Below are 20447 nucleotides of genomic sequence, written 5' to 3'. Positions count from 1 at the left end.
TAAACAAATTGTCTGATACATTAAAAGTAATCTGAAATGTTAGCGGTGTCAACGAAATTTGACAAGTAGAAATATAAAATATTATAAAGTGTAGCCTAACAGTAAAAAATATTTTATATAATCAAACAAGCAATCCCTTCTCCTATTGAAAAGGAAAATGACAATTTAATCAACTATATTTTCTCGAGAAACTGTTTTTTTACACAAAAGAAGAGTGTGCACACGCAAAAATAGCACACTCTTCTTTTGGTTTATCCTTCAATCAATCCGTGCGATTTACGCCTCGACGATTTTATAAATCAGCGGCTGTGCAGCCGGAATTTCTGTCGAAATCGTGTAAGCATCTTCCAGTTCTTCCAACGCGCTTTGCAACAGCTTCTCGTCGTTTGCATGGATCGTTACCAGAGTCTCTCCGGCACGAACCTGATCGCCACGTTTTTTATGCAGCACAAAGCCCACAGCCAGATCAATCGGCATTTCCTTGGTCAAACGGCCAGCTCCCAATACGACAGAGGCATGCCCGACCGCTTCTGCGTCAATCGCCTCTACATAGCCATCCTGCTTTGCGACAAACTCATGGATGATGTTCGCCTGCGGCAGACGGGACAGGTCGTACACGTCCGCTTTGTCGCCGCCCTGCGCTTCGACCATTTCGGCCAGCTTGTCCACGGCTTTTCCGCTCGCCATCAGCTCCTCCAGCTTGCCCCGGCCTTCCTCGACGTTCGATACGAGTCCACCCAAAACAAGCATGCGCGAGCCAATCGAGAGCACAAGCTCGGTCAAGTCTTTCGGCCCTCTGCCTGCAAGCGTCTCTACCGCTTCCTTCACTTCCAGCGCATTGCCCACAGCAAAGCCCAGCGGCTGGTTCATGTCGCTGATGACCGCCACCGTTTTGCGTCCGACCTGGCTGCCGATCGCTACCATCGCTTTCGCCAGTGTTTCTGCTTCTTCCAGGTTTTTCATGAACGCGCCTTTGCCTACTTTCACGTCAAGCAGGATTGCGTCGGCGCCTGCCGCAATCTTTTTGGACATGATAGAGCTTGCGATCAGCGGAACCGCTTCTACGGTCGCGGTCACATCGCGCAGCGCGTACAGTTTTTTGTCTGCCGGAGTCAGATTGCCGGACTGCCCGATGACAGACACGCCAATATCACGCACCTGCTGCAAAAACTGCTCGCGTGTGCGCTCTACTTGGAAGCCGCGAAACGACTCCAGCTTGTCGATAGTGCCTCCCGAGTAGCCCAGACCGCGGCCCGACATTTTCGCTACCGGAATGCCTGCTGCAGCCACCAGCGGAGCGACGACAAGTGTCGTCTTGTCGCCTACGCCCCCTGTGCTGTGTTTGTCCACCTTGATGCCTTCAAGCGAGGACAGGTCGAGCTGCTCGCCCGATCCTGCCATGGCCAGCGTCAAATCTGCTGTCTCACGCGCGGTCATGCCACGGAACAATACCGCCATGGCCCATGCGGACATCTGGTAATCCGGAATGGTTCCGTCTGTATATCCGTCTACGAGGAACTGTATTTCCTCTGTTGTCAGTTCGCCGCCGTCCCGCTTTTTGGCGATAATATCGACCATCCGCATAGAGAATCCCCTCCGCCTTGTTCTTTACAGTTTGGCTACGATGCCGTTGACCAGTGCCAAAAACTGCGTTTTTACCTTTTCGGTCGTTTCCATTACTTCTTCGTGCGAAAGCGGCTGTTCGAGAATGCCCGCAGCCATGTTGCTGATGCAGGAAATGCCAAGCACGTTCACTTTCATGTGACGGGCGACAATCACTTCCGGAACAGTCGACATCCCTACAGCATCGCCGCCGAGCAGACGGAGCATGCGGATTTCTGCCGGTGTCTCATAGCTTGGACCGAGCAGACCCACGTACACGCCTTCGCGAAGCTTGATGCCTTGCTCTGCCGCTACCTGGTGAGCCAATTGGCGCAGCTCTTTGGAGTACGCTTCGGACATGTCAGGGAAGCGTGCGCCAAGCTCGTCGTCGTTTGGCCCGATCAGCGGGTTGCGGAAGGTCATGTTGATATGGTCGGAAATCAGCATCAGATCGCCCGGTTCATAGCTTTCATTAATGCCGCCTGCCGCATTGGTGACAATGATCGTCTCCACGCCCAAAAGCTTCATCACGCGGATCGGGAAAACGACCGCATCCAGCCCGTGGCCTTCGTAGAAATGAAAGCGTCCTTGCATGGCAACTACTTGTTTGCCTTGCAGCTTGCCGATGACCAGTTGCCCTTTGTGTCCGACTACCGTGGACACGGTAAAGCCAGGAATCTCGTGGTACGGAATGACGACCGGATTTTCGATCTCATCGGCCAGAACACCCAGCCCGGAACCCAATACAAGACCGATGGTAGGCTTTTCTGCCAGCTTTTGTTCAATAAACGCTACTGCCTCTTGGAAATTTGCCATGTGAAAACACTCCTCTTCGGTTACGTTTCTTCTATATATAATTGTTAATAATTACTTAACCTTTATAAATGGTTCAGGAAGCTTTTTCCAATCCTTGGCGCGGCTACGCCAAAGTTGTCCGCAATCGTCGCGCCCAGATCGGCAAATGTCTCGCGAATCCCCAGATTTTCTCCGGCGCTGATCCCTTTGTGGTACACCAGCAGCGGAACGTATTCACGCGTATGGTCGGTTCCGTGGTGGACCGGATCGTTGCCGTGGTCAGCCGTAATCACGAGCAGGTCGTTTTCTTGCATGGCGGCCAAAATTTCCGGTATGCGCGCATCAAACTCCATCAGCGCCTGACCGTAGCCTTCCGGATCGCGGCGATGTCCGAACTTCGCATCAAAATCGACGAGGTTGACAAACGACAGGCCCGTAAACGACTGCTTCATCGTGGCGATCAGTTGGTCCACGCCATCCATGTTGTCTTTGGTGCGGATCGACTGCGTGATTCCTTCCTCAGCGTAAATGTCGCTGATTTTTCCAATCGCGATGGAAGCCAGTCCGGCATCTTGCAGACGGTTCATCACGGTCGGCTCAAAAGGCTTGACGGAGTAATCATGGCGATTGGCGGTGCGGGTGAAATTGCCAGGTTCTCCGACAAAAGGTCTGGCAATAACGCGTGTGACGGCAAACTCATCGCGCAGGGTAAGCTCGCGCGCCACCTGGCAAATGCGATACAGCTCCTCCAGCGGCACGATGTCCTCATGGGCCGCCACCTGGAAAACGCTATCCGCAGATGTGTAGACAATGACAGCCCCTGTTTTCATGTGCTCCTCGCCCAGTTCGTCGAGAATATCCGTGCCGGAAGCGACTTTGTTGCCAAGCACCTTCCGCCCGATCCGCTGTTCGAATTCGGCAATCAGCTCGGCTGGAAAACCGTCCGGATACGTCCGGAACGGTGTGGCGACATGCAAGCCCATGATTTCCCAGTGGCCTGTTGTCGTATCTTTTCCCATGGAAATTTCCTGCATTTTTCCATAGTGGGCAGCCGGCACTTCAACGGCAGGCACGCCTTTCAGCGGCGCAATATTTCCAAGACCGAGCTTTTGCAAATGAGGCAGGGAAAAGCCTGCGACACGCTCTGCGATATGGCCGAGCGTATTGGCTCCTTCATCGCGGAATTTGGGAGAATCCGGCTGTTCGCCGATTCCCACGCTATCCATAACGATCAGAAAAACACGTGAATAACGCAATGTTAACGCCTCCAGTTCAAAAAATGGATAAAGTTGCAAGTCAGGTCGTCAGACGTCTGACCTGATGGAGATAAGCTTGCTCCGCCTCAGACTCGGGCGGAGTCATCTGTCTGTCTTTTTTCCAGCGTTGGCAGGGGGGGCTTCATCGTATCCCAACCCGCATCCCCCTTACGCTCGCGGATGCGTTTTGGCATAAACGTCCTTGATCCTCGTCCGGGTTACATGCGTGTAGATTTGCGTCGTGGAAATATCCGCATGCCCGAGCATCTCCTGTACCGAGCGCAAATCCGCCCCGTTTTCCAAAAGGTGGGTAGCAAAGGAATGGCGCAAGGTATGGGGCGTAATCTCTGCCTGGATGTTGGCTTTCGCGGCGTAGCGCTTGATAATTTTCCAAAAGCCCTGACGCGTGATCTGCTTGCCCAAATGATTGAGAAACAGAGCCGAATCGCCAGTCCCTTTCACCAGCTTGGGACGTCCTGCCTGCAAATAGTGCCGGACCATCTCAATGGCAACGGAGCCAAGGGGAATAATCCGTTCCTTGGAGCCTTTTCCCATGCATTTGACAAAGCCCATATCCAGATTGACGTCTGCTTTGTCCAGATTGACCAGCTCAGAGACGCGGATGCCTGTCGCATACAACAGCTCCAGCATCGCTTTATCCCGCAGCCCGGCCGGGTGATTGACAGGAGGGCTGTCCAAAAGCCGCTCCACTTCGTCGACCGAGAGCACTTTTGGCAGGCGCTTCTCCAATTTGGGTGTCTCCAGGTGGATCGAAGGATCTTTGTCAATGATTTTGTCCCGCACGAGAAACTGGTAAAAAGCGCGAATCGATGCCATATTGCGCGAAAGCGTCGACGTTGCCCGTCCCTTTTCCCGCAGCACGAGCAAGTAGCCGATGATGTGCGTCCGCGATGAATCCTCGATCCGGGTCACGCCCTGCTCTTGCAAATACGAGGTATAGGCGACCATGTCCCGCTGATACGATTCCAGGGTGTTGCGCGATAGCCCTTTTTCCACAGCAAGGAAATGGATAAATAGATCAATCAGACTGTCCATGAAGCTGTCCCCTTCAGGTGATAAGTATCCTGTATTGCTTTCCACATCGAGTAAAAATCTCCTGCTGCCCCTAGACAAAAAAGTGTAGTTACTCGCCTGTCAAATAAAAAAGCTGTAGGCGTGCCAGATAGCCGTCCAGGTCCTGCGTTTGCGAGGAATTGATGATTTTCACGACTTTCACCGCATTCCCGTGCGGCTCGGGGTAAGGGTCGGCAGGCAACAATTTTTCCGCAAGCAAGGTGATGATTCCGTAAGAGAGCAATGAACACGTCACAAGCAACAGCAAAAAGCGAAGCGCCTCCATCATCCGGCGATACGGGAAACCCATCCATCCACCTCCCTGCTCTTCATATGTATGCACTTGTCTCTTCGCCCATGCCGCCCCACAGCGAAAGCTCCCTCGGCACAGCTCGTCCGGCGGCGTGTACGGCCACGGCAACGAGAGAGCCACAGCCCCGCAGTCCGGTCGCTGGTCTCGTCCAGGCAATTGTACTGTTTTAGGATGCCACAGGAAAACGCCTGCCATTACAAATGCACGAAAAGAGCAAAGAAAAAACTTCTCCGTTCCCAGAGAAGTTGGCTTATTTGAAGTCCTCCACGTTCACTTTGTCAATGCAGCGGCTGCAAATTCCGTAAAAGGTAAGGCGGTGGTCGGTAATGGCAAAGTTGTAAACAGTCTTGACTTTTTCTTCCGCGCTGACAAGCAAGTCTTCAAAAATTTCGTCCACAGTGCCGCAGTTGAGGCAAATCAGGTGATGGTGGTGATACGCTGCGTTGTCATCGCGCAGGTCGTATCTGGCAACGCCATCGCCAAAGTTCATTTTATGAAGGATTTTCAAGTCGCTCAAAAGCTCAAGCGTTCTGTATACGGTTGCAAGCCCGATTTCCGGTGCTTTCTCTTTTACCAGCAAATAAACATCTTCCGCACTCAAGTGGTCTTCTTCATTTTCCAGCAAGACGCGAACAGTGGCTTCACGCTGTGGTGTCAGCTTGTAGTTTTGTGAATGCAACTGTTGCTTGATTTTCTCTAATTTTTCTTCCAACATTAATGCCCCTCCCCGCTCGCATGAAACCTGTTCCTATTATAGTAGAGGGGCGTCGGGTAAGTCAAATACATGAGTTCTTACCTGATAATTATTCTTAATTAGCCGATTGGAGGACGAGCTGCATCAGCTTCGGCGACACAAATGTTTCAAACAAGGCGGCCAGCGTCAGCACCCCCAGCATGGAAATGACCAGCACCGTATAGCCCATAAAATGCGGCGCAATCACATCGCGCCTGCTCAACAGCCGGGTCTGGATCAGCCGGAGGGAAAAAGAAATGCCGCTCACGCCGATGATGAACAGAGCCGGAACGACCAGCAAATTTTGCGGAAGCACGCCCAGCATGGCGAACGTTACGCCTTTCCACTGCAACTGGCTGACCAGAAAGCCGACGGTAAACCCGACAACGACTCCCTTGAGAAACAGCATGAGCAAAAGCATCGGCAGGCCGATGATCGACAACCCCAATACCCACATGATCGCAACCGTCTTCGCATAGTGTCCGAACGCCTGCTGAAAATGGGCGCTTGTTTCCGGGATGCCGCTCGTGCTCAGGCTGTTAAAAAAATATTGCAGAAAACCGTACAGCTCCTGCTTTTGCGAAAGTGGCAGCGAGTTGACGAGCACGGCACCGAAAATAATCCCCATGGTAAAAAGGACAATCGTGAACCAATAGAGCGACTGATGTTCTCTCATATAGGATTGGATAGTTTGTCCGACTCGTGAACGCACGGTTCGTCCCCTCCCGCTTCGCTGATTACTGTACAGCTTATGCGCCGGAGGTGAGCGCTATGACATTTCGGGCAAGATCACCTTTCCGTAAGTTCCCGCGCCGCCTTTTTGCACGTGCAAAGTACCTGCTCTGCCTGCGACGATCAGCTTGGCAATTTTTTCGCCGACGACTTGTGCCAGTTCTTCCTCTGTCGCTCGGTGCACGACATTCATTTGCGTGCCAAAGGCGTGATACAGCTTGGCCAGCAGCTTCGGCCCGACGCCCGGAATGAATTCCAGCGGAAACTGCTCGATATACGGCGGACGAAAAGCCGGATGCTCGCCAGCTTTACAGTCTGCCAGCTCGTCAATGCGCGCAGCCACGCCGCGCACGATCCGTTTGTATCCGCACTCCGGGCATCTTCCCTCCGCGTTTGCAGGCAAAAGCGACTGGCAGCCCTGGCAAGCTGACTGGTGGTATTTGCCCAGCTGCGGATGCAGCCCGTAATTCACCGTTACCCCTCTGCCGCCCTCGCGGCGAATCGCCTTGACCCACTCGGCAAAAGAGCGCTGTTCCATCACAATGCTTTGATACTCGCGGCCAATCTTGCCGAGTGAGTGCGCATCGGAATTGGTGAGAAACGTTTTGTCGTGCAGCTCGGACAGCCGATCCGCCATCTCTGTGTTCGCGCTCAGCCCAAGCTCTACAGCGTAGATGCGGGTCGGATCAAGCACATCTGCCAAACGGTCGGTACAACTGCCGTACAGCCCCTTGTGCGGCGTGAAAATGTGCGCCGGAATGAGGAAGCCGCCCATCTGTTCCACCGCATCCTGAAGCTCGCCGAGTCGAGCCGCCACGCGCTGGGAGCTGAGCTGGACATTTTTGCAGCGCGCAGAAAGCCAGCGGGTCCATTGCTGCATGTCAGCAAGCTTGGGCAGGTAGACGAGGAAGTGAGCCTCTCCCCGTCCCGGCTCCTTGATCTCCAGCTCACAGCCGAGAATCAGCATCGTCCCTTTGTATAAAATTCCGCCGTCGGGATGCTCTGACGCCACACCGGACTCCAAAAGCGACAGCAGCTCATCCTGCACCTCCGGCGAATGCGCGTCGATAATCCCGATCACATCCAGCCCCTTTTTTTCCGAAGCTTCCTCCAAAATTTTCGTCAGGGTCATCTGGCGCGATGCTGTAATTTTCACGGGCTTGCCTGTCCACGTGCCGCCGATATGAATGTGCATGTCGCAAAAATAAGTCTGCATTACCGCTTCAACTGCTTTCGAAGCAGCATGTTCTCCCAGGCAAACAGCGCCACTACGGTTTTCGCATCGCGAATCTCCCCGCTTCGATGCAGGGCATGCGCCTCTTCCAGCGTCAGCTCAAGCGTATCGACAAATTCATCCTCGTCCGGCTTGCTCTCGCCTTTTTGCAAACCAGTCGCCACAAACACATGCAGTATCTCGTCAGCGAAGCCTGGCGAAGTGTAAAACGAGCTGAGCGGCTCAAAGTGGCTCGCCACATAGCCAGTCTCTTCCTCCAGCTCACGCATGGCGCAGGTCAATGGCTCTTCTCCCGGCTCCAGCTTGCCCGCAGGAATCTCCACAATCGTTTGCTCCAGCGGCTTGCGGAATTGACGCACCGCCACCAGCTTGTTGTCATCTGTCAGCGCCATGACGGCAACCGCTCCGGGATGATTGACGATCTCCCGCTTCGCTGTACGTCCGTTTGGCAAAAGCACCTCGTCAACCTTCAGACTGATAATCCGCCCTTGGTAGATCGGCTGGCTGGCAATCGTTTTTTCGTACAAGTGGTCTTGCTTGCTCACATTCATCATCCTTTTTTTCAGCTTGATCGTTCTAAATCGAATCCCAGCTCCATAAGTTGGGAGCATGAAGCCTGTCCACACTCATTGTATCGGAGGAGATTGTGAATGAAAACCTATGTCAGCGAAAAGCACCTGCGGATGGTCGGAAAAGCATGGGAGATCAAGGCCGCTCTCCGTTCGTGGTCAAATAAAGAGCTAACGCTGCAAGCGTATTTGACGAAGCGGACAAACGCGACTCGCCGCTAGACATCTGCGCCGTACCTGGATACGAAAGGCTTTTCCACAAAAGATCGGCGGCCAAAACCGCTGTCTGAAACGGAACCGGGTCCTCCCGCCAGCTTCTGCCCATCGTCGTAAAGGGCAAGCCGTAGCCTTTTTCCAGCGCATCCAGGCGCGAGACAGACGGCGCCTGCCCAAAAACAAGCGTGTGCCCTGCCCGGCTTTCTGTAATGCTCACGAGCTGCTCTTCGATGATGGCATCGCGTTCGTCGCCAAGGCGCGGCATTGCCACCAGCACGGGGCAGAGGGCAAAGCGGCCGAGAATCGCAGTCGTATGGTGGCTGATGCCGTAATGACGGCTGCGCTGGTCGGCAAAGCTGATTCGTGGAACAAAAAACGGCGTTCCTCCCAGTGCCGTTACGGCGTGAATCACTTCTGCCAGCTGGACTCCGGAAAAACCGTAGGAAGTGCCCGTCCCAGCGACACCTGGTCCGAGCATGCAGACAATGACATCTGCCCGCTCCACATGGCGCGCAGCCAGCAAGCCGCTATGGATCGTCACCGCCTCGCGATCGCCGCCCCACGCATGTCCTGTCGTAATCGTCGCAGACAAGCTGCCCGTGCGCGTCAACTCCTGGACATGACGGCTAAGGGCAATCGGCAGCGAAGCCGCGTCGGGCATGACATAGACCAGCCGCAGCCTGGGGTCGTTTTCTTTTAACGCAAGGATGGCCGGCGGCAGCAGGCTGTGCAGCTCTCCGATGAGCACGGGCGCACCGTCCAGCGACAGGTCCGGCTGCCGAAACAGGTCGTGAAAAGGGCTGGCCTGTTCTTCTACGGCGTCCACGGCGAGCTGCCAGGGCGAATAGCGCATTTTCATAATATGCCCCCATTTGCTCGGCATGACGTCTCGACCTGTGTGTTCGTCTGCCTTGCCGACGACGAGGTGATACCCGCCCGTCCCGAGTTGCAGACGGAGCGCCGTCGTGTTGAGCAGAAGTGTATCGCCAATGCGGTACTCCTCCCGGGAAAACGAAAGCGCCTTCTGCGGGCCCAAAGCCCCATCTGCCAGCTCGACCTCCAGCAGTTGCATTCCCGCGCGCTTTTCCTCTATACGAATGACCGTACCTGTCACCAGATGCAGCATGCTTCTCCCCCTCGTCCCGCTCCTTCCTACAGTCTATGACAGACAACGTTTGTCCCAATCATCCCGGCGAAAAAAAGCAAAAAGCGGAACCCTCATCGGGATTCCGCCAGCTTTGTTTCTATTGTTCCCCTACTTCTGCGATAATGGCGAGTACCAGCTCGGCCGCCTTGTTCAGCTCAGCGATTGGCATGCGCTCGTTTTTCGTATGAATTTCCTCGTAGCCGATGGCGAAGTTCACGCACGGGATGTTGTAGCCGTTGAACACGTTGCCGTCGCTGCCGCCGCCGCTTGCAACCAGCTCCGGATTGCGGTCAATGCGCTTGACGGCTGCGATCGCTTTTTTCACGACTGGCGTTTCTTCATTGAATTTGTAGCCGTGATACATGAAAATGACGTCATTCTCGCACGTAGCGCCCATCTCCGCTGCCGCTTCCTCGAACGCTGTGGTCATTTTCTTCACTTGCGCTTCCAGCTTGTCCATCACGAGACTGCGCGCTTCGGACCAGACTTCCACGTAATCGGTAACGATGTTGTACGCTTTGCCGCCTTCGAAGCGTCCGATATTCGCGGTGGTATCCTCGTCAATGCGTCCCAGCGGCATGCGGGAAATGGCCTTGCTGGCAACTGTAATCGCGCTGATTCCATCCTCTGGATTAACGCCAGCGTGAGCGGCTTTCCCATGGATTTTGGTCACAATTCGGTACTGCCCCGCACCTGCTACGGTAATTTTGCCAACAGGGCCTTCCGAGTCGAGAATGAAGCCCATCTCGGCTTTCAGCAGGCTTGCGTCCAAAGCGCGGGAACCGACCAGACCAGATTCTTCCCCGACTGTCAGAACCACCTGAATGGTTGGGTGAGGCAAGTTTTGTTCCTTCATCGTGCGAATGCCTTCGAAAATAGCCGCAATCCCCGCCTTGTCATCCGCTCCAAGAATGGTAGTGCCATCGGAATAGACGTAGCCATCGCGGATTTGCGGCTTGATGCCGTTGCCAGGCACGACGGTATCCATATGGCTGCTGAACAAAATCGTCGGGCCTTTTCCTGTGCCTTCCAGGGTCGCAATCAGATTGTTCGCGCCATGGCCGGTCTTGGCCGCCGCGTCATCCTCTTCCACCGTAAAGCCCATCTCGATCAGCTTTTGTTTCAGCACCTTGTTGATTGCTGCCTCGTTTTTCGTTTCGCTGTCAATCTGTACAAGCTCCAGAAATTCGTTTAGCAAACGCTCTTCGTTGATCGCACTCACACTCGTTACCTCCCAATGACTTGCCCGATTTTGGTACATATTCACAGGTTTAAGTATACATCAAAAAAATTTTTTCTACCACGAAATCGCTTTCCATTCTTTTATGCTTTCGGATACTGGCACAGCTCATACAAAACGCCGCCTGCCGCCTTCGGATGCAAAAATCCGATCAATGCCCCATGCGCCCCGTCTTTCGGCGTTTCGTGAATGAGCGCTACTCCTTGCTCCTTCAACTGCTGCAAGCGGCTGGCCACGTCATCGACATCGAAGGCAATGTGGTGCACGCCTTCCCCCCGCTTTTCGATGAACTTGGCGATCGGGCTATCAGCAGAAAGCGGTTCCAACAATTCGATCCGGCTTTCCCCAATCGCCAAAAACGCTACGTTGACCTGCTCACTTTCGACTTTCTCCGTCCCGACCAATCTCAAGCCGAGCTGCTCCGTGTAAAAAGGAAGCGACTGCTCCAGGCTTTTCACTGCAATCCCGATATGGGCAATCTTGTTTGGTGCGCTCACATCCATCATCCTTTTCGCAAATGGTTGTCTCTTTGGCTACATTTCGGTACAATCCTGTTGAGGTCACACATTGATGCATGACTGACTGAACATATTCAAGCTTAACTCCCTTTTCATTCTAGCATAGCTGGAATCGAATTCACCCGATATTTTCCTCTCATTTGGTCATTTCCCGATTGGAAAGGAGGTTTTTCCAGCATGAAATTTCAGTCGCTGTTTGCGAAAATCCTGATCGGTTTGCTGATTCTCTCTCTCATTGTGCCGACGTTTTTTTATTATATGTAAGTATGTTGCAGGTACCAAAAAAGCGCGTTTGCTATTTTTTCAGGCAAAAACCCCCTGCCGCAGCCGTCATGCTGTGCAGGGGGTTTTCCATTCACTGCCGACCTTTTTACTTGTAAACGAATACGCTGGACGTCTTCGCATCCCAGCCTACTTTGTAGCCAAGGTTGTCGGTTACGGTGCGAACCGGGATCATCGGCATGCCATTTTTCAGGGCGACAGCAGCAGGCAAGGTGATTTCCTGAGTGCCCACTTTCGCTTTGTTGGAGCCAACGGTGAACTTCATGACTTTTGTTCCGCTGATAATCGCTACAGTCGAGTTATTCCATTGGGTGGTCAAAGCGAGCGCTTCCTTGAAGAATTGCGCTGGTACCATTGTCGTATTGCCGTTCGCGATGTAAGGCGCTACTTGCAATGGGTAGGTTTTGCCGTGCAGGGTAAAGTTTGCTGTATTCACCTTGAACAGCGCTGCATTCGTCGGCACAGTCACTGCCGGCTGCTGCGGCTGTGTTGTCGGCTGCGGAGCCGGTTGAGCCGGAGCTGGCATGCCCACGCCTACTGCCCGCGCAAACAGCAGTCCTTTTTCTTCCGAAGTATAGACGCTGATGCTGTATGTGTTTTTCACAGCAGGGTTCACAATGTTGGCAGCAGCATTGATGCTGATGTTTGCCGCTGTTGCTGCCGGAATGTCCTGCGATGGGTAAACCAGGACGTTTTGGCCGCGCACCGCTACATAGTTGGCTGCTACGCCGTTGACGGTTACGTTTGCCGGAGCGATATAAGCCGGAACCTTGTATCCCGCAGGGAACACCAGCTCAATGAAATCGCGCTGCTTCACGAGTCCTACACCCAGACCTTTGATCGCTACATTGATACCTGTCGGTTTGCCAACTGCTGTCGACGTCAGGGCAATGGTAGCGGTGCTGTTGTTCACCGTGTTGCTCGGTGCTGGTGTCGTCGCAGGTGTTTGCGGCTGAGTCGGCGTCGGATTGACAACAGATCCGCCAATTGTAAACGCCTTGGACTCCAAAGTCTTGCCAGCAGCTGTCGCCTTCAGCGTGTAGCTGCCTGCTGTTTTCGGGTTCGTGATCCAGGCCGAGAAGGAAACGACCACTTTTACTTCGCTACTGGCAGAGAAGTTGGACGGAGCCGTAATGTACACTTTGTTGCCGGCAGCACTTACGCGTTTCGCCGTTTTTCCGTTCAGCGTAAAATCAGATGCGGACAAAATGCCTGGAACCATGTCTGCGGACGGGAACTCCAGAACGATGTCTTCGTCTGCTTTCAACTGTTTGCTGCCGAAGTCAGCGTCAAATGTGTAGCTGGAGCGCGCTCCCGCAGACGGATCGGACAGGTTGACCGTAAAGCTGTTGGTCGATGTGCTGGTGCTGCTGCTCGAACCGGTGATTTCGAACTGTTCCGATTCGTATGTAACACCATCGTATTTGACTTTGTACGTGTACTTGCTGCCAGCGCTCGGGTTTTCGATGCCAGCAGACTTGCTGAATTCGAGGGTGATGAAATTATCTCCGCTAACGGAGCTTGGGACCTTGATTTCCACCTCGTCGTCTTTTACGTTGACCGTTTTCACAGAGTAGCCGTTCAACTTGACATCGCTTGCGTCGATTTTCGAAGGAAGCATGTCTTCATCCGGGAAAATGACAGTGATGTACTCGTTGGTTTCCAGCTCGTCGCTGCCTTTCAGCGAGATTTTGCCCAGCTTGACGCTTGTCTCCGCACCTGCTTGCTTGCTGCTGAGCGAGACGGAGTAGTCTTTTTTGCTGGAGCTGGAGCTGCTGGAGCTGCTTTTGATCGAGACGTCAGCGACTTCTTCATCCTCGCTGCTGGTTGATACAGCTACGTCATAAGTTCCCTTGTCATCCGGGTTTGTAATGCCGTCTTCAATCGTAATCGTAACCTTATCGCCATCATCGAGATCTTCGTCCAAGGTAATAATGACTTTTTTGCCGCTTACCTTGACGCTTTTCACATCGAAGCTAGCATCTATATCGCTCTTGCTGATACTTTTGCTCACCGTATAATCGGAATCGAACTCAATCGTGATGGTATCTCCCTTGCTCAGATCCTCTTCCAGCGTAAAGCTGATGTCGTAAGAGCTTTCCTTGTCAGCCCCATTGTCGTCCGGCTTCACGGACAATTTTTTCAATGCGTGAGCCTCTTGCGGTACAGCGACAAAAGGTGTAGCGGCCAGCGCTGATGCCAGCACTATTGGCAGTGCTTTTTTACTCTTCTTCATGTTTTTCCTCCCATAATTACCCGTAATCTGGAAATCATTCTCTAGCAGGTCGCTACCAGTCTACCATAAATGATATCTGGAGGGAATCTCTTCTATGGAAGATTCAGAGACTCCTTGGCTACTATTGCTAAGACGCATTCACCCACGAAAAAGTTACAGGCAAAATGCGTTCACAGGAAAATTTTTTTGCTGACTGATGACCATGCTTTTGACGGCCATAAGTGAAAAAACCAGGCCGGATTCGACCTGGTTGGTGTTGCTCACTTTTTGGCACCCATCAGTACAGCTTCGTATCCGGGCCGATGCTCTCCAGCTTTTGCTTCACGCTTTGCAGGAAGCGTCCGCAAATCAGCCCATCGAGCACGCGGTGATCGAGAGACATGCACAGGTTTACCATGGAGCGAACGGCGATCATGTCGTTGATGACGACCGGACGCTTCACAATGGATTCCACGCTGAGAATAGCCGCTTGCGGCGAATTGATGATCGGCTGCGACAAAACGGAGCCAAACGAGCCGGTGTTGTTGACAGTAAACGTACCGCCCGTCATGTCGTCCATCGTCAGCTTGCCGGCGCGTGTGCGCGCAGCCAGATCGTCGACAGCCTTGGCAATGCCGAGGATCGACTTCTGGTCGGCGTCCTTGATGACCGGAACGAAAAGCGCGTCATCTGTTGCAACCGCAATGGAAATGTTGATTTCTTTTTTCACGATGATTTTGTCGTTCGCCCATGTTGAGTTAATCATCGGATATTCTTTCAGCGCTTCGACAACCGCCTTGATAAAGAACGGCAGGAAGGTGAGGTTCAGCCCCTCTTTTTTCGCGAACTCGGCTTTTACCTGGTTGCGGAAGTTGACCAGATTGGTCACATCCACCTCGATCATCGTCCAGGCATGCGGCGCTTCGTGCTTGCTTTGCACCATCCGGTTGGCGATTGTCCGACGGATTGGCGTGACCGGAACAACCTGATCGCCAGTCGCAACCGGGATGTCGACGGAAGGCGCTGGCGTCGCAGCAGGCGCTGTTTGCGCTGGCGCTGCTGTCGGAGCCGGAGCTGCCGCAGGTGCTTGTGCTTCGGCCACTTGTTCAGCCGGCTTTTGGCCGCCTGCGTCAATGATCGCTTGCACGTCTTTGCGCGTAATCCGGCCGCCTGCTCCCGTGCCCACGACGCGGGACAAATCAATGCCATGCTGCTGCGAGAGCATCACGACGGCAGGCGAATAGCGTTGCTTCGCTCCATCGTTTCCGGCCGCTTGCCGGGCTGGCGGTGCAGATTGTACAGCTGGTGCTGCGGCTTGGGCAGTTGCTGCGGTGCTCGCCTGTGTCGCCGCTGGAGCTGAGACGGGTGCATCTGCTTGTGCCGGGCTTGCTGATCCGCCCGCTGCACCACTTTCTTCTATATATAGGATCAATGTCCCGACTGCTACCGTTTCTCCTTCGGGAACGACGATCTCCGTGACTCGGCCGGATACGGTGGAAGGAACCTCCGCATTCACCTTGTCAGTCGTCACTTCCGCCAACGGATCGTATTTTTTGACGGTGTCGCCAACATTGACCAACCATTTGCTGATGGTCCCTTCGGTTACACTCTCACCGAGCTGGGGCATAAGTACTTTCGTTGCCATGATCTTTGGTCCTCCTCGCCTCTAAAAGTTGGCCAACTCGCGCATTGCTTCCAATACTTTTTCCGGGTTGAGCATGAAAAATTTCTCCATCGGCGGGCTGTACGGCATCGCCGGTACATCCGGTCCGCACAGACGCTTGATCGGCGCATCCAGATCGAACAGGCAGTGCTCGGCAATGATCGCCGCTACCTCTCCGCCGACGCCGCCTTCTTTGTTGTCTTCATGCACGATCAACACTTTTCCGGTCTTGGACGCCGCTTCGATAATCGCTTCCTTGTCCAGCGGATACAGGGTGCGCAAGTCGAGAACGTGTGCGCTGATGCCCTCCTGCGCGAGCTTCTCCGCTGCCTGCAGGCAGAAATGCAGGGTAAGGCCGTAGGAAATGACGGTAATGTCTGTGCCCTCGCGCTTCACATCCGCTTTGCCGATTGGCAGCACGTAGTCATGCTCCGGCACTTCGCCCTTGATGAGACGATAGCAGCGCTTGTGCTCGAAAAACAGCACCGGATCATCATCACGGATGGCAGCCTTGAGCAGACCTTTTGCATCGTATGGCGTGGAAGGGGCCACGACCTTCAAGCCAGGAACGTTGGTGAACATCGCCTCAACCGACTGCGAGTGGTAGAGAGCGCCGTGCACGCCGCCGCCAAAAGGAGCGCGAATCGTGATCGGGCAATTCCAGTCGTTGTTGGAGCGATAGCGCATTTTCGCTGCTTCGCTGACAATCTGGTTCACAGCCGGCATGATGAAGTCGGCAAACTGGATTTCGGCAATCGGACGCATGCCGTAAGCCGCCGCCCCGATCCCTACGCCGACAATCGCGGATTCTGCGAGCGGTGTATCAATCACGCGCGCCTCGCCGAACTCTTCAATCAATCCGTTGGTCGCACGGAACACGCCGCCGCGCACCCCTACGTCTTCCCCAAGAACAAACACATTCGGATCGCGACGCATCTCTTCGCGCATCGCCATCGTAATCGCATCAATAAACGAAATGACTGCCATGAAAAGATCCCCCCTTAGTTCCCGTAGACGTGTGTCAATGTCGATTCAGGTGTCGGATACGGAGCGTTTTCCGCGTACTCGGTCGCCTCGTCAACTTCGAGCTGCACACGGGCCAGCATATCCGCTTCTGTATTTTCATCGAGCAAGCCGACTTCGCGCAAATAGGCGGCAAAAACGATCAGCGGATCTTTTTTCTTCGCCTCTTCCACCTCTTCGCGCGTACGATACACACGGTCGTCATCGTCGCTGGAGTGTGGAACCAGACGATACATCACCGCTTCGATCAATGTCGGTCCTTCGCCGCGGCGAGCGCGGTCCACGGCTTCCTTCATGACGCGGTACACTTCGATCGGATCGTTGCCGTCTACGCTGACGCCAGGGAACCCGTAGCCAATCGCACGGTCTGCTACGCTTTCGCAAGCGAGCTGCTTTTTCAGCGGAACGGAGATCGCGTATTTGTTGTTTTCACAGAAAAAGATCACCGGGAGCTTGTGGACGCCCGCGAAGTTGGCACCCTCGTGGAAATCCCCCTGGTTGCTGGAACCTTCCCCGAAGGAGGCATATACGACAAAGTCTTTGTTTTGCATTTTGCCTGCCAACGCCATCCCGACTGCGTGCGGAACCTGTGTCGTTACCGGGCTGGAGCCTGTCAGGATATTGTATTTTTTGCCGCCGAAGTGTCCCGGCATCTGACGTCCGCCGCTGTTCGGATCTTCTGCCTTGGCAAAAGCAGAGAGCATGCAGTCACGCGCCGTCTGGCCGAATACGAGCACCAGTCCCAGGTCACGGTAGTACGGGCACAAAAAATCTCTGTCTTTCTCCAGGGCGAAAGCCGCTCCTACCTGAGCCGCCTCCTGTCCCTGGCAAGAAATGACGAACGGCACTTTGCCCGCTCGATTCAAAAGCCACTGGCGCTCGTCAATTTTCCGCGCAAGCAGCATGTAATAGTACATATCCAGGACTTGTGCATCAGTCAAACCAACTTGTTCATGCCGTTTGGTTGTCATCGTGGATACCTCCCTGCTAATTGTGAATCGCTTTTCCATCTACGGCCAGGGCCGCTTCCATGATTGCCTCCGAGAGCGAAGGATGCGGGTGGATGGTCTGTCCAATCTCCCACGGTGTGGCATCCAGCACCCGGGCAAGACCCGCCTCGGAAATCATATCGGTCACATGCGTGCCAATCATGTGTACGCCTAACAGGTCGTTTGTTTTCGCATCGACGACCAGCTTGACAAAGCCGTCATTTTCGCCGTGGATCACCGCTTTGCCCAATGCCTTGAAGCTGAACTTGCCTACCTTCACTTCAAAGCCCTGCTCGCGCGCCTCTTTTTCCGTCAAGCCGACGTTCGCCACTTCCGGACGGCTGTACGTGCATTTCGGTACCTTCGTGTAATCGAGCGCATGCGGATTCAGGCCAGCCATGTGTTCGACTGCCAAAATTCCTTCGTGGGATGCGACGTGCGCGAGCTGCAAGCCGCCAATCACATCGCCAATGGCATATATATGCGGTTCCGCTGTCTGGAAATGTTCGTTGACGACGATGACTCCGCGCTCAACCTTGACTTCGGTTGCTTCCAGCCCGAGGTTCTCCACATTGGCCTGGCGCCCTACCGACACGAGAATTTTTTCTGCTGTAAAGGTGTCGACGCCATTTTTCGTCTCAGCCGAGATAACGACTTTGCCTTCGCCTTTTTCCAGCGTCTCCGGCAATACCTTCGCGCCTGTGACGATGTTGACTTTGCGTTTTTTCAGCAGGCGTGCCAGTTCCTTGCTCACTTCTTCGTCTTCAAACGGCAAAATGCGATCTGCGTACTCGACAATTGTGACTTCTACGCCAAAATCGTTGAGCATGGACGCCCACTCGACGCCGATGACTCCGCCGCCGACGATTACGACAGATTCAGGCAGCTTTTCCCATTGCAAAGCTTCGTCGCTTGTCACGACGTAAGACCCGTCGATGGTAAGGCCCGGAAGCGTGCGCGGACGGGAACCGGTCGCAAGCAGCAAAAAGCGCGGCACGATGATTTCCTGATCGCCGTTTTCTTTTTCGATGCGGACAGCGCCAGCCTGCGGGGAAAAGATGGACGGACCCATCACGCGCCCGAAGCCTTCAAAGACGGTGATTTTGCCTTTTTTCATCAAATACTGAATGCCTTTGTGAAGCTGGTCGATAATTCCCTGCTTGCGATCCTGGATTTTGCTGAAGTCATAGCCGACATCGCCTGCAGAAATACCGTACTTGTCTGCTTCCTTCAAGGTCGCAAACACTTCTGCACTGCGCAGTAGCGCCTTGGACGGGATGCAGCCGCGGTGCAGGCATGTGCCGCCCAGCTTTTCTTTTTCAACAATGGCGACATTCATTCCCAGTTGGGAAGCGCGGATTGCTGCTACATAGCCGCCGGTACCGCCACCGAGAACGACCAGATCAAATTCTTGGGACATGCTTGATCTCTCCTTTCATGCGAAGCGTCTTCACGCACGGGCGAAGACAGTCGAATAAGCTGGCTGCTGATGTTTCGGAACGCTTGCCTACGTTTTTTAGAGAATAAGAATATTCTAAGAAAAAAGGATATGTACCCCCTGACCGCCAAATGGTCGGGACAGTGTGGGGGCAGGGGAATGACTGGTTTATCAATAACGCTTAGCGATCGTAGACCGTTTTGCCGTTTTTCAGGAACGTATTGCGGGATTTGCTCACTCTGGCAATGCGTTCTTCGGCCATGCGGTCTGCTGCCTTGTAGGATGGCACGCCATCGCGCTCGGCAATTTCGTACACTTTCAGGATTGTGTCGTAGATGGTTTCTACTTTTTTCAGGGCGCGCTCGCGGTTGTAGCCTTGCAGTTCGTCAGCCACGTTGATAACGCCGCCCGCGTTGATGACGTAGTCTGGTGCGTAGATCAGGCCCATTTCGTGGATGAGGTCGCCGTGACGCTCTTCTTTCAGCTGGTTGTTGGCAGCACCCGCGATTACTTTTGCTTTCAGAAGCGGAATGGTGTCGTCGTTGATGATCGCACCCAGCGCGCAAGGAGAGAAGATGTCGCACTCTACGCCGAAAATTTCGTTGACGCCAACCGCTTTTGCTCCGAAATCGTTGACAGCGCGGTTTACGTTTTCTTCATTAATGTCGGTAACGATCAGGTGAGCGCCTTCCTCATGCAGATGGCGGCACAGGTTGTAGGCTACGTTTCCAACGCCTTGTACGGCAACGACACGGCCGGAGAGAGAGTCAGAGCCGAAAGCGAGCTTCGCCGCTGCCTTCATGCCGCGGTACACGCCGTACGCTGTTACAGGAGACGGGTTGCCGCTGGAGCCGAATGCAGGAGAAACGCCAGTCACATAGTCTGTCTCCAGGTGGATCATATCCATGTCCGCAACGGTCGTACCTACATCCTCTGCTGTGATGTAGCGGCCATTCAGTCCTTGAATGTAACGGCCAAACGCGCGGAACAGCTCTTCGCTCTTGTGCTTGCGCGGATCGCCGATGATAACGGCTTTACCGCCACCGATGTTGAGCCCTGCTGCCGCGTTTTTGTAGGTCATGCCGCGACCGAGGCGCAGTACGTCGATGATCGCTTCTTCTTCTGTTTGGTACGGCCACATGCGCGTGCCACCCAACGCTGGTCCAAGTGTCGTATCATGAATGCAAATGATTGCTTTCAAACCGGAATTTTCGTCCTGGCAAAATACCAGTTGCTCATAATCGTACTTTTGCATGTAGTCAAAGATGTTCAATGAAGAAACCTCCCTAGTATCATTCTTCTGGGTAAACAGTGGGCTCCGTGTGGAGAATTTCCCGCCAAGCAGATTATGCAAAAGCCATGCCAACGCCATCGGTTTTTGAAAGCGCTTTATTTACGGCAGACTGGA

18 protein-coding genes and 1 pseudogene are annotated in these 20447 nt (G+C 53.9%); 1 reads left to right on the top strand and 18 read right to left on the bottom strand.

The window, feature by feature from the left end; all coding sequences use genetic code 11:
* Positions 1-276: 276 nt before the first annotated feature.
* The 9 genes from EDM57_RS07590 to EDM57_RS07550 all read right to left on the bottom strand — a co-directional run bounded on the left by EDM57_RS07590 (position 277) and on the right by EDM57_RS07550 (position 8284).
* The gene (locus EDM57_RS07590; protein ID WP_122904154.1) at positions 277-1584 is read right to left on the bottom strand and encodes a pyrimidine-nucleoside phosphorylase; all 1308 of its coding nucleotides are present in this window, start codon (positions 1582-1584) and stop codon (positions 277-279) included.
* 24 nt (positions 1585-1608) lie between these two features.
* Entirely contained in the window at positions 1609-2418 is an 810-nt protein-coding gene (locus EDM57_RS07585; protein WP_122904153.1) for a purine-nucleoside phosphorylase, read from the bottom strand.
* Between the two features lie 62 nt (positions 2419-2480).
* Positions 2481-3653: a phosphopentomutase gene (gene deoB / locus EDM57_RS07580; protein WP_122904152.1), complete on the bottom strand. Its 1173-nt coding sequence runs from the start codon at positions 3651-3653 to the stop codon at positions 2481-2483.
* A 168-nt stretch (positions 3654-3821) separates the two neighbouring features.
* On the bottom strand, positions 3822-4709 hold the full coding sequence (gene xerD, locus EDM57_RS07575) for a site-specific tyrosine recombinase XerD (RefSeq protein ID WP_122904151.1): 888 nt from the start codon (positions 4707-4709) through the stop codon (positions 3822-3824).
* An 88-nt stretch (positions 4710-4797) separates the two neighbouring features.
* Positions 4798-5037 (bottom strand): DUF4227 family protein, encoded by a 240-nt coding sequence (locus EDM57_RS07570; RefSeq protein ID WP_122904150.1) that lies wholly within the window; start codon positions 5035-5037, stop codon positions 4798-4800.
* A 253-nt stretch (positions 5038-5290) separates the two neighbouring features.
* Positions 5291-5755, bottom strand: coding sequence for a ferric iron uptake transcriptional regulator (fur, locus tag EDM57_RS07565; RefSeq protein WP_122904149.1), 465 nt, complete (start codon positions 5753-5755; stop codon positions 5291-5293).
* A gap of 94 nt (positions 5756-5849) precedes the next feature.
* Complete coding sequence (gene spoIIM, locus EDM57_RS07560) at positions 5850-6485, bottom strand: stage II sporulation protein M (RefSeq protein WP_122904148.1); 636 nt, start codon at positions 6483-6485, stop codon at positions 5850-5852.
* 57 nt (positions 6486-6542) lie between these two features.
* Positions 6543-7721, bottom strand: a complete 1179-nt coding sequence (locus EDM57_RS07555; protein ID WP_122904147.1) for an endonuclease Q family protein — start codon at positions 7719-7721, stop codon at positions 6543-6545.
* On the bottom strand, positions 7721-8284 hold the full coding sequence (locus EDM57_RS07550; protein ID WP_122904146.1) for an NUDIX domain-containing protein: 564 nt from the start codon (positions 8282-8284) through the stop codon (positions 7721-7723). The genes EDM57_RS07555 and EDM57_RS07550 overlap by 1 nt, the downstream gene beginning before the upstream one ends.
* 105 nt (positions 8285-8389) lie before the next feature.
* Between EDM57_RS07550 and EDM57_RS24035 the strand changes: the two are divergent.
* Positions 8390-8434: pseudogene (locus tag EDM57_RS24035) on the top strand (hypothetical protein); the annotation flags it as partial.
* A 10-nt stretch (positions 8435-8444) separates the two neighbouring features.
* Here EDM57_RS24035 and EDM57_RS07540 read toward each other — a convergent pair.
* The 9 genes from EDM57_RS07540 to EDM57_RS07500 form a co-directional block, all read right to left on the bottom strand.
* Complete coding sequence (locus EDM57_RS07540) at positions 8445-9650, bottom strand: DUF3866 family protein (protein WP_122904144.1); 1206 nt, start codon at positions 9648-9650, stop codon at positions 8445-8447.
* A 118-nt stretch (positions 9651-9768) separates the two neighbouring features.
* The gene (locus EDM57_RS07535) at positions 9769-10893 is read right to left on the bottom strand and encodes a M20/M25/M40 family metallo-hydrolase (protein ID WP_122904143.1); all 1125 of its coding nucleotides are present in this window, start codon (positions 10891-10893) and stop codon (positions 9769-9771) included.
* Between the two features lie 101 nt (positions 10894-10994).
* Positions 10995-11408, bottom strand: a complete 414-nt coding sequence (gene mce / locus EDM57_RS07530) for a methylmalonyl-CoA epimerase (protein WP_122904142.1) — start codon at positions 11406-11408, stop codon at positions 10995-10997.
* A 391-nt stretch (positions 11409-11799) separates the two neighbouring features.
* Positions 11800-13947 carry a copper amine oxidase N-terminal domain-containing protein gene (locus EDM57_RS07525; protein WP_122904141.1) on the bottom strand — a complete coding sequence of 716 codons (2148 nt, stop codon included), beginning with the start codon at positions 13945-13947 and terminating at the stop codon, positions 11800-11802.
* A 277-nt stretch (positions 13948-14224) separates the two neighbouring features.
* Entirely contained in the window at positions 14225-15571 is a 1347-nt protein-coding gene (locus EDM57_RS07520; protein ID WP_122904140.1) for a dihydrolipoamide acetyltransferase family protein, read from the bottom strand.
* A 21-nt stretch (positions 15572-15592) separates the two neighbouring features.
* Positions 15593-16576 (bottom strand): alpha-ketoacid dehydrogenase subunit beta, encoded by a 984-nt coding sequence (locus tag EDM57_RS07515; protein WP_122904139.1) that lies wholly within the window; start codon positions 16574-16576, stop codon positions 15593-15595.
* Between the two features lie 14 nt (positions 16577-16590).
* The gene (locus tag EDM57_RS07510; RefSeq protein ID WP_122904138.1) at positions 16591-17583 is read right to left on the bottom strand and encodes a thiamine pyrophosphate-dependent dehydrogenase E1 component subunit alpha; all 993 of its coding nucleotides are present in this window, start codon (positions 17581-17583) and stop codon (positions 16591-16593) included.
* 16 nt (positions 17584-17599) lie between these two features.
* Positions 17600-19021: a dihydrolipoyl dehydrogenase gene (gene lpdA / locus EDM57_RS07505; protein WP_122904137.1), complete on the bottom strand. Its 1422-nt coding sequence runs from the start codon at positions 19019-19021 to the stop codon at positions 17600-17602.
* Positions 19022-19220: 199 nt separating this feature from the next.
* Positions 19221-20312, bottom strand: coding sequence for a Glu/Leu/Phe/Val dehydrogenase dimerization domain-containing protein (locus tag EDM57_RS07500; RefSeq protein ID WP_122904136.1), 1092 nt, complete (start codon positions 20310-20312; stop codon positions 19221-19223).
* Positions 20313-20447: the final 135 nt, after the last annotated feature.

This window comes from Brevibacillus gelatini, from assembly GCF_003710935.1.
GTDB classification, from domain to species: Bacteria; Bacillota; Bacilli; order Brevibacillales; family Brevibacillaceae; genus Brevibacillus; species Brevibacillus gelatini.
The sequence above is the reverse complement of the archived record's forward strand: the minus strand, read 5'-3'. Positions and strand labels throughout refer to the sequence as shown.

Bases quoted from the DNA above. Each gene is read 5' to 3' on its own strand.
- EDM57_RS07590 (WP_122904154.1), bottom strand. From the start codon at position 1,584: ATGCGGATGGTCGATATTATCGCCAAAAAGCGGGACGGCGGCGAACTG.
- EDM57_RS07585 (WP_122904153.1), bottom strand. From the start codon at position 2,418: ATGGCAAATTTCCAAGAGGCAGTAGCGTTTATTGAACAAAAGCTGGCA.
- EDM57_RS07510 (WP_122904138.1), bottom strand. From the start codon at position 17,583: ATGACAACCAAACGGCATGAACAAGTTGGTTTGACTGATGCACAAGTC.
- lpdA (WP_122904137.1), bottom strand. From the start codon at position 19,021: ATGTCCCAAGAATTTGATCTGGTCGTTCTCGGTGGCGGTACCGGCGGC.
- EDM57_RS07520 (WP_122904140.1), bottom strand. From the start codon at position 15,571: ATGGCAACGAAAGTACTTATGCCCCAGCTCGGTGAGAGTGTAACCGAA.
- fur (WP_122904149.1), bottom strand. From the start codon at position 5,755: ATGTTGGAAGAAAAATTAGAGAAAATCAAGCAACAGTTGCATTCACAA.
- EDM57_RS07540 (WP_122904144.1), bottom strand. From the start codon at position 9,650: ATGCTGCATCTGGTGACAGGTACGGTCATTCGTATAGAGGAAAAGCGC.
- EDM57_RS07570 (WP_122904150.1), bottom strand. From the start codon at position 5,037: ATGGGTTTCCCGTATCGCCGGATGATGGAGGCGCTTCGCTTTTTGCTG.
- EDM57_RS07555 (WP_122904147.1), bottom strand. From the start codon at position 7,721: ATGCAGACTTATTTTTGCGACATGCACATTCATATCGGCGGCACGTGG.
- EDM57_RS07525 (WP_122904141.1), bottom strand. From the start codon at position 13,947: ATGAAGAAGAGTAAAAAAGCACTGCCAATAGTGCTGGCATCAGCGCTG.
- EDM57_RS07515 (WP_122904139.1), bottom strand. From the start codon at position 16,576: ATGGCAGTCATTTCGTTTATTGATGCGATTACGATGGCGATGCGCGAA.
- xerD (WP_122904151.1), bottom strand. From the start codon at position 4,709: ATGGACAGTCTGATTGATCTATTTATCCATTTCCTTGCTGTGGAAAAA.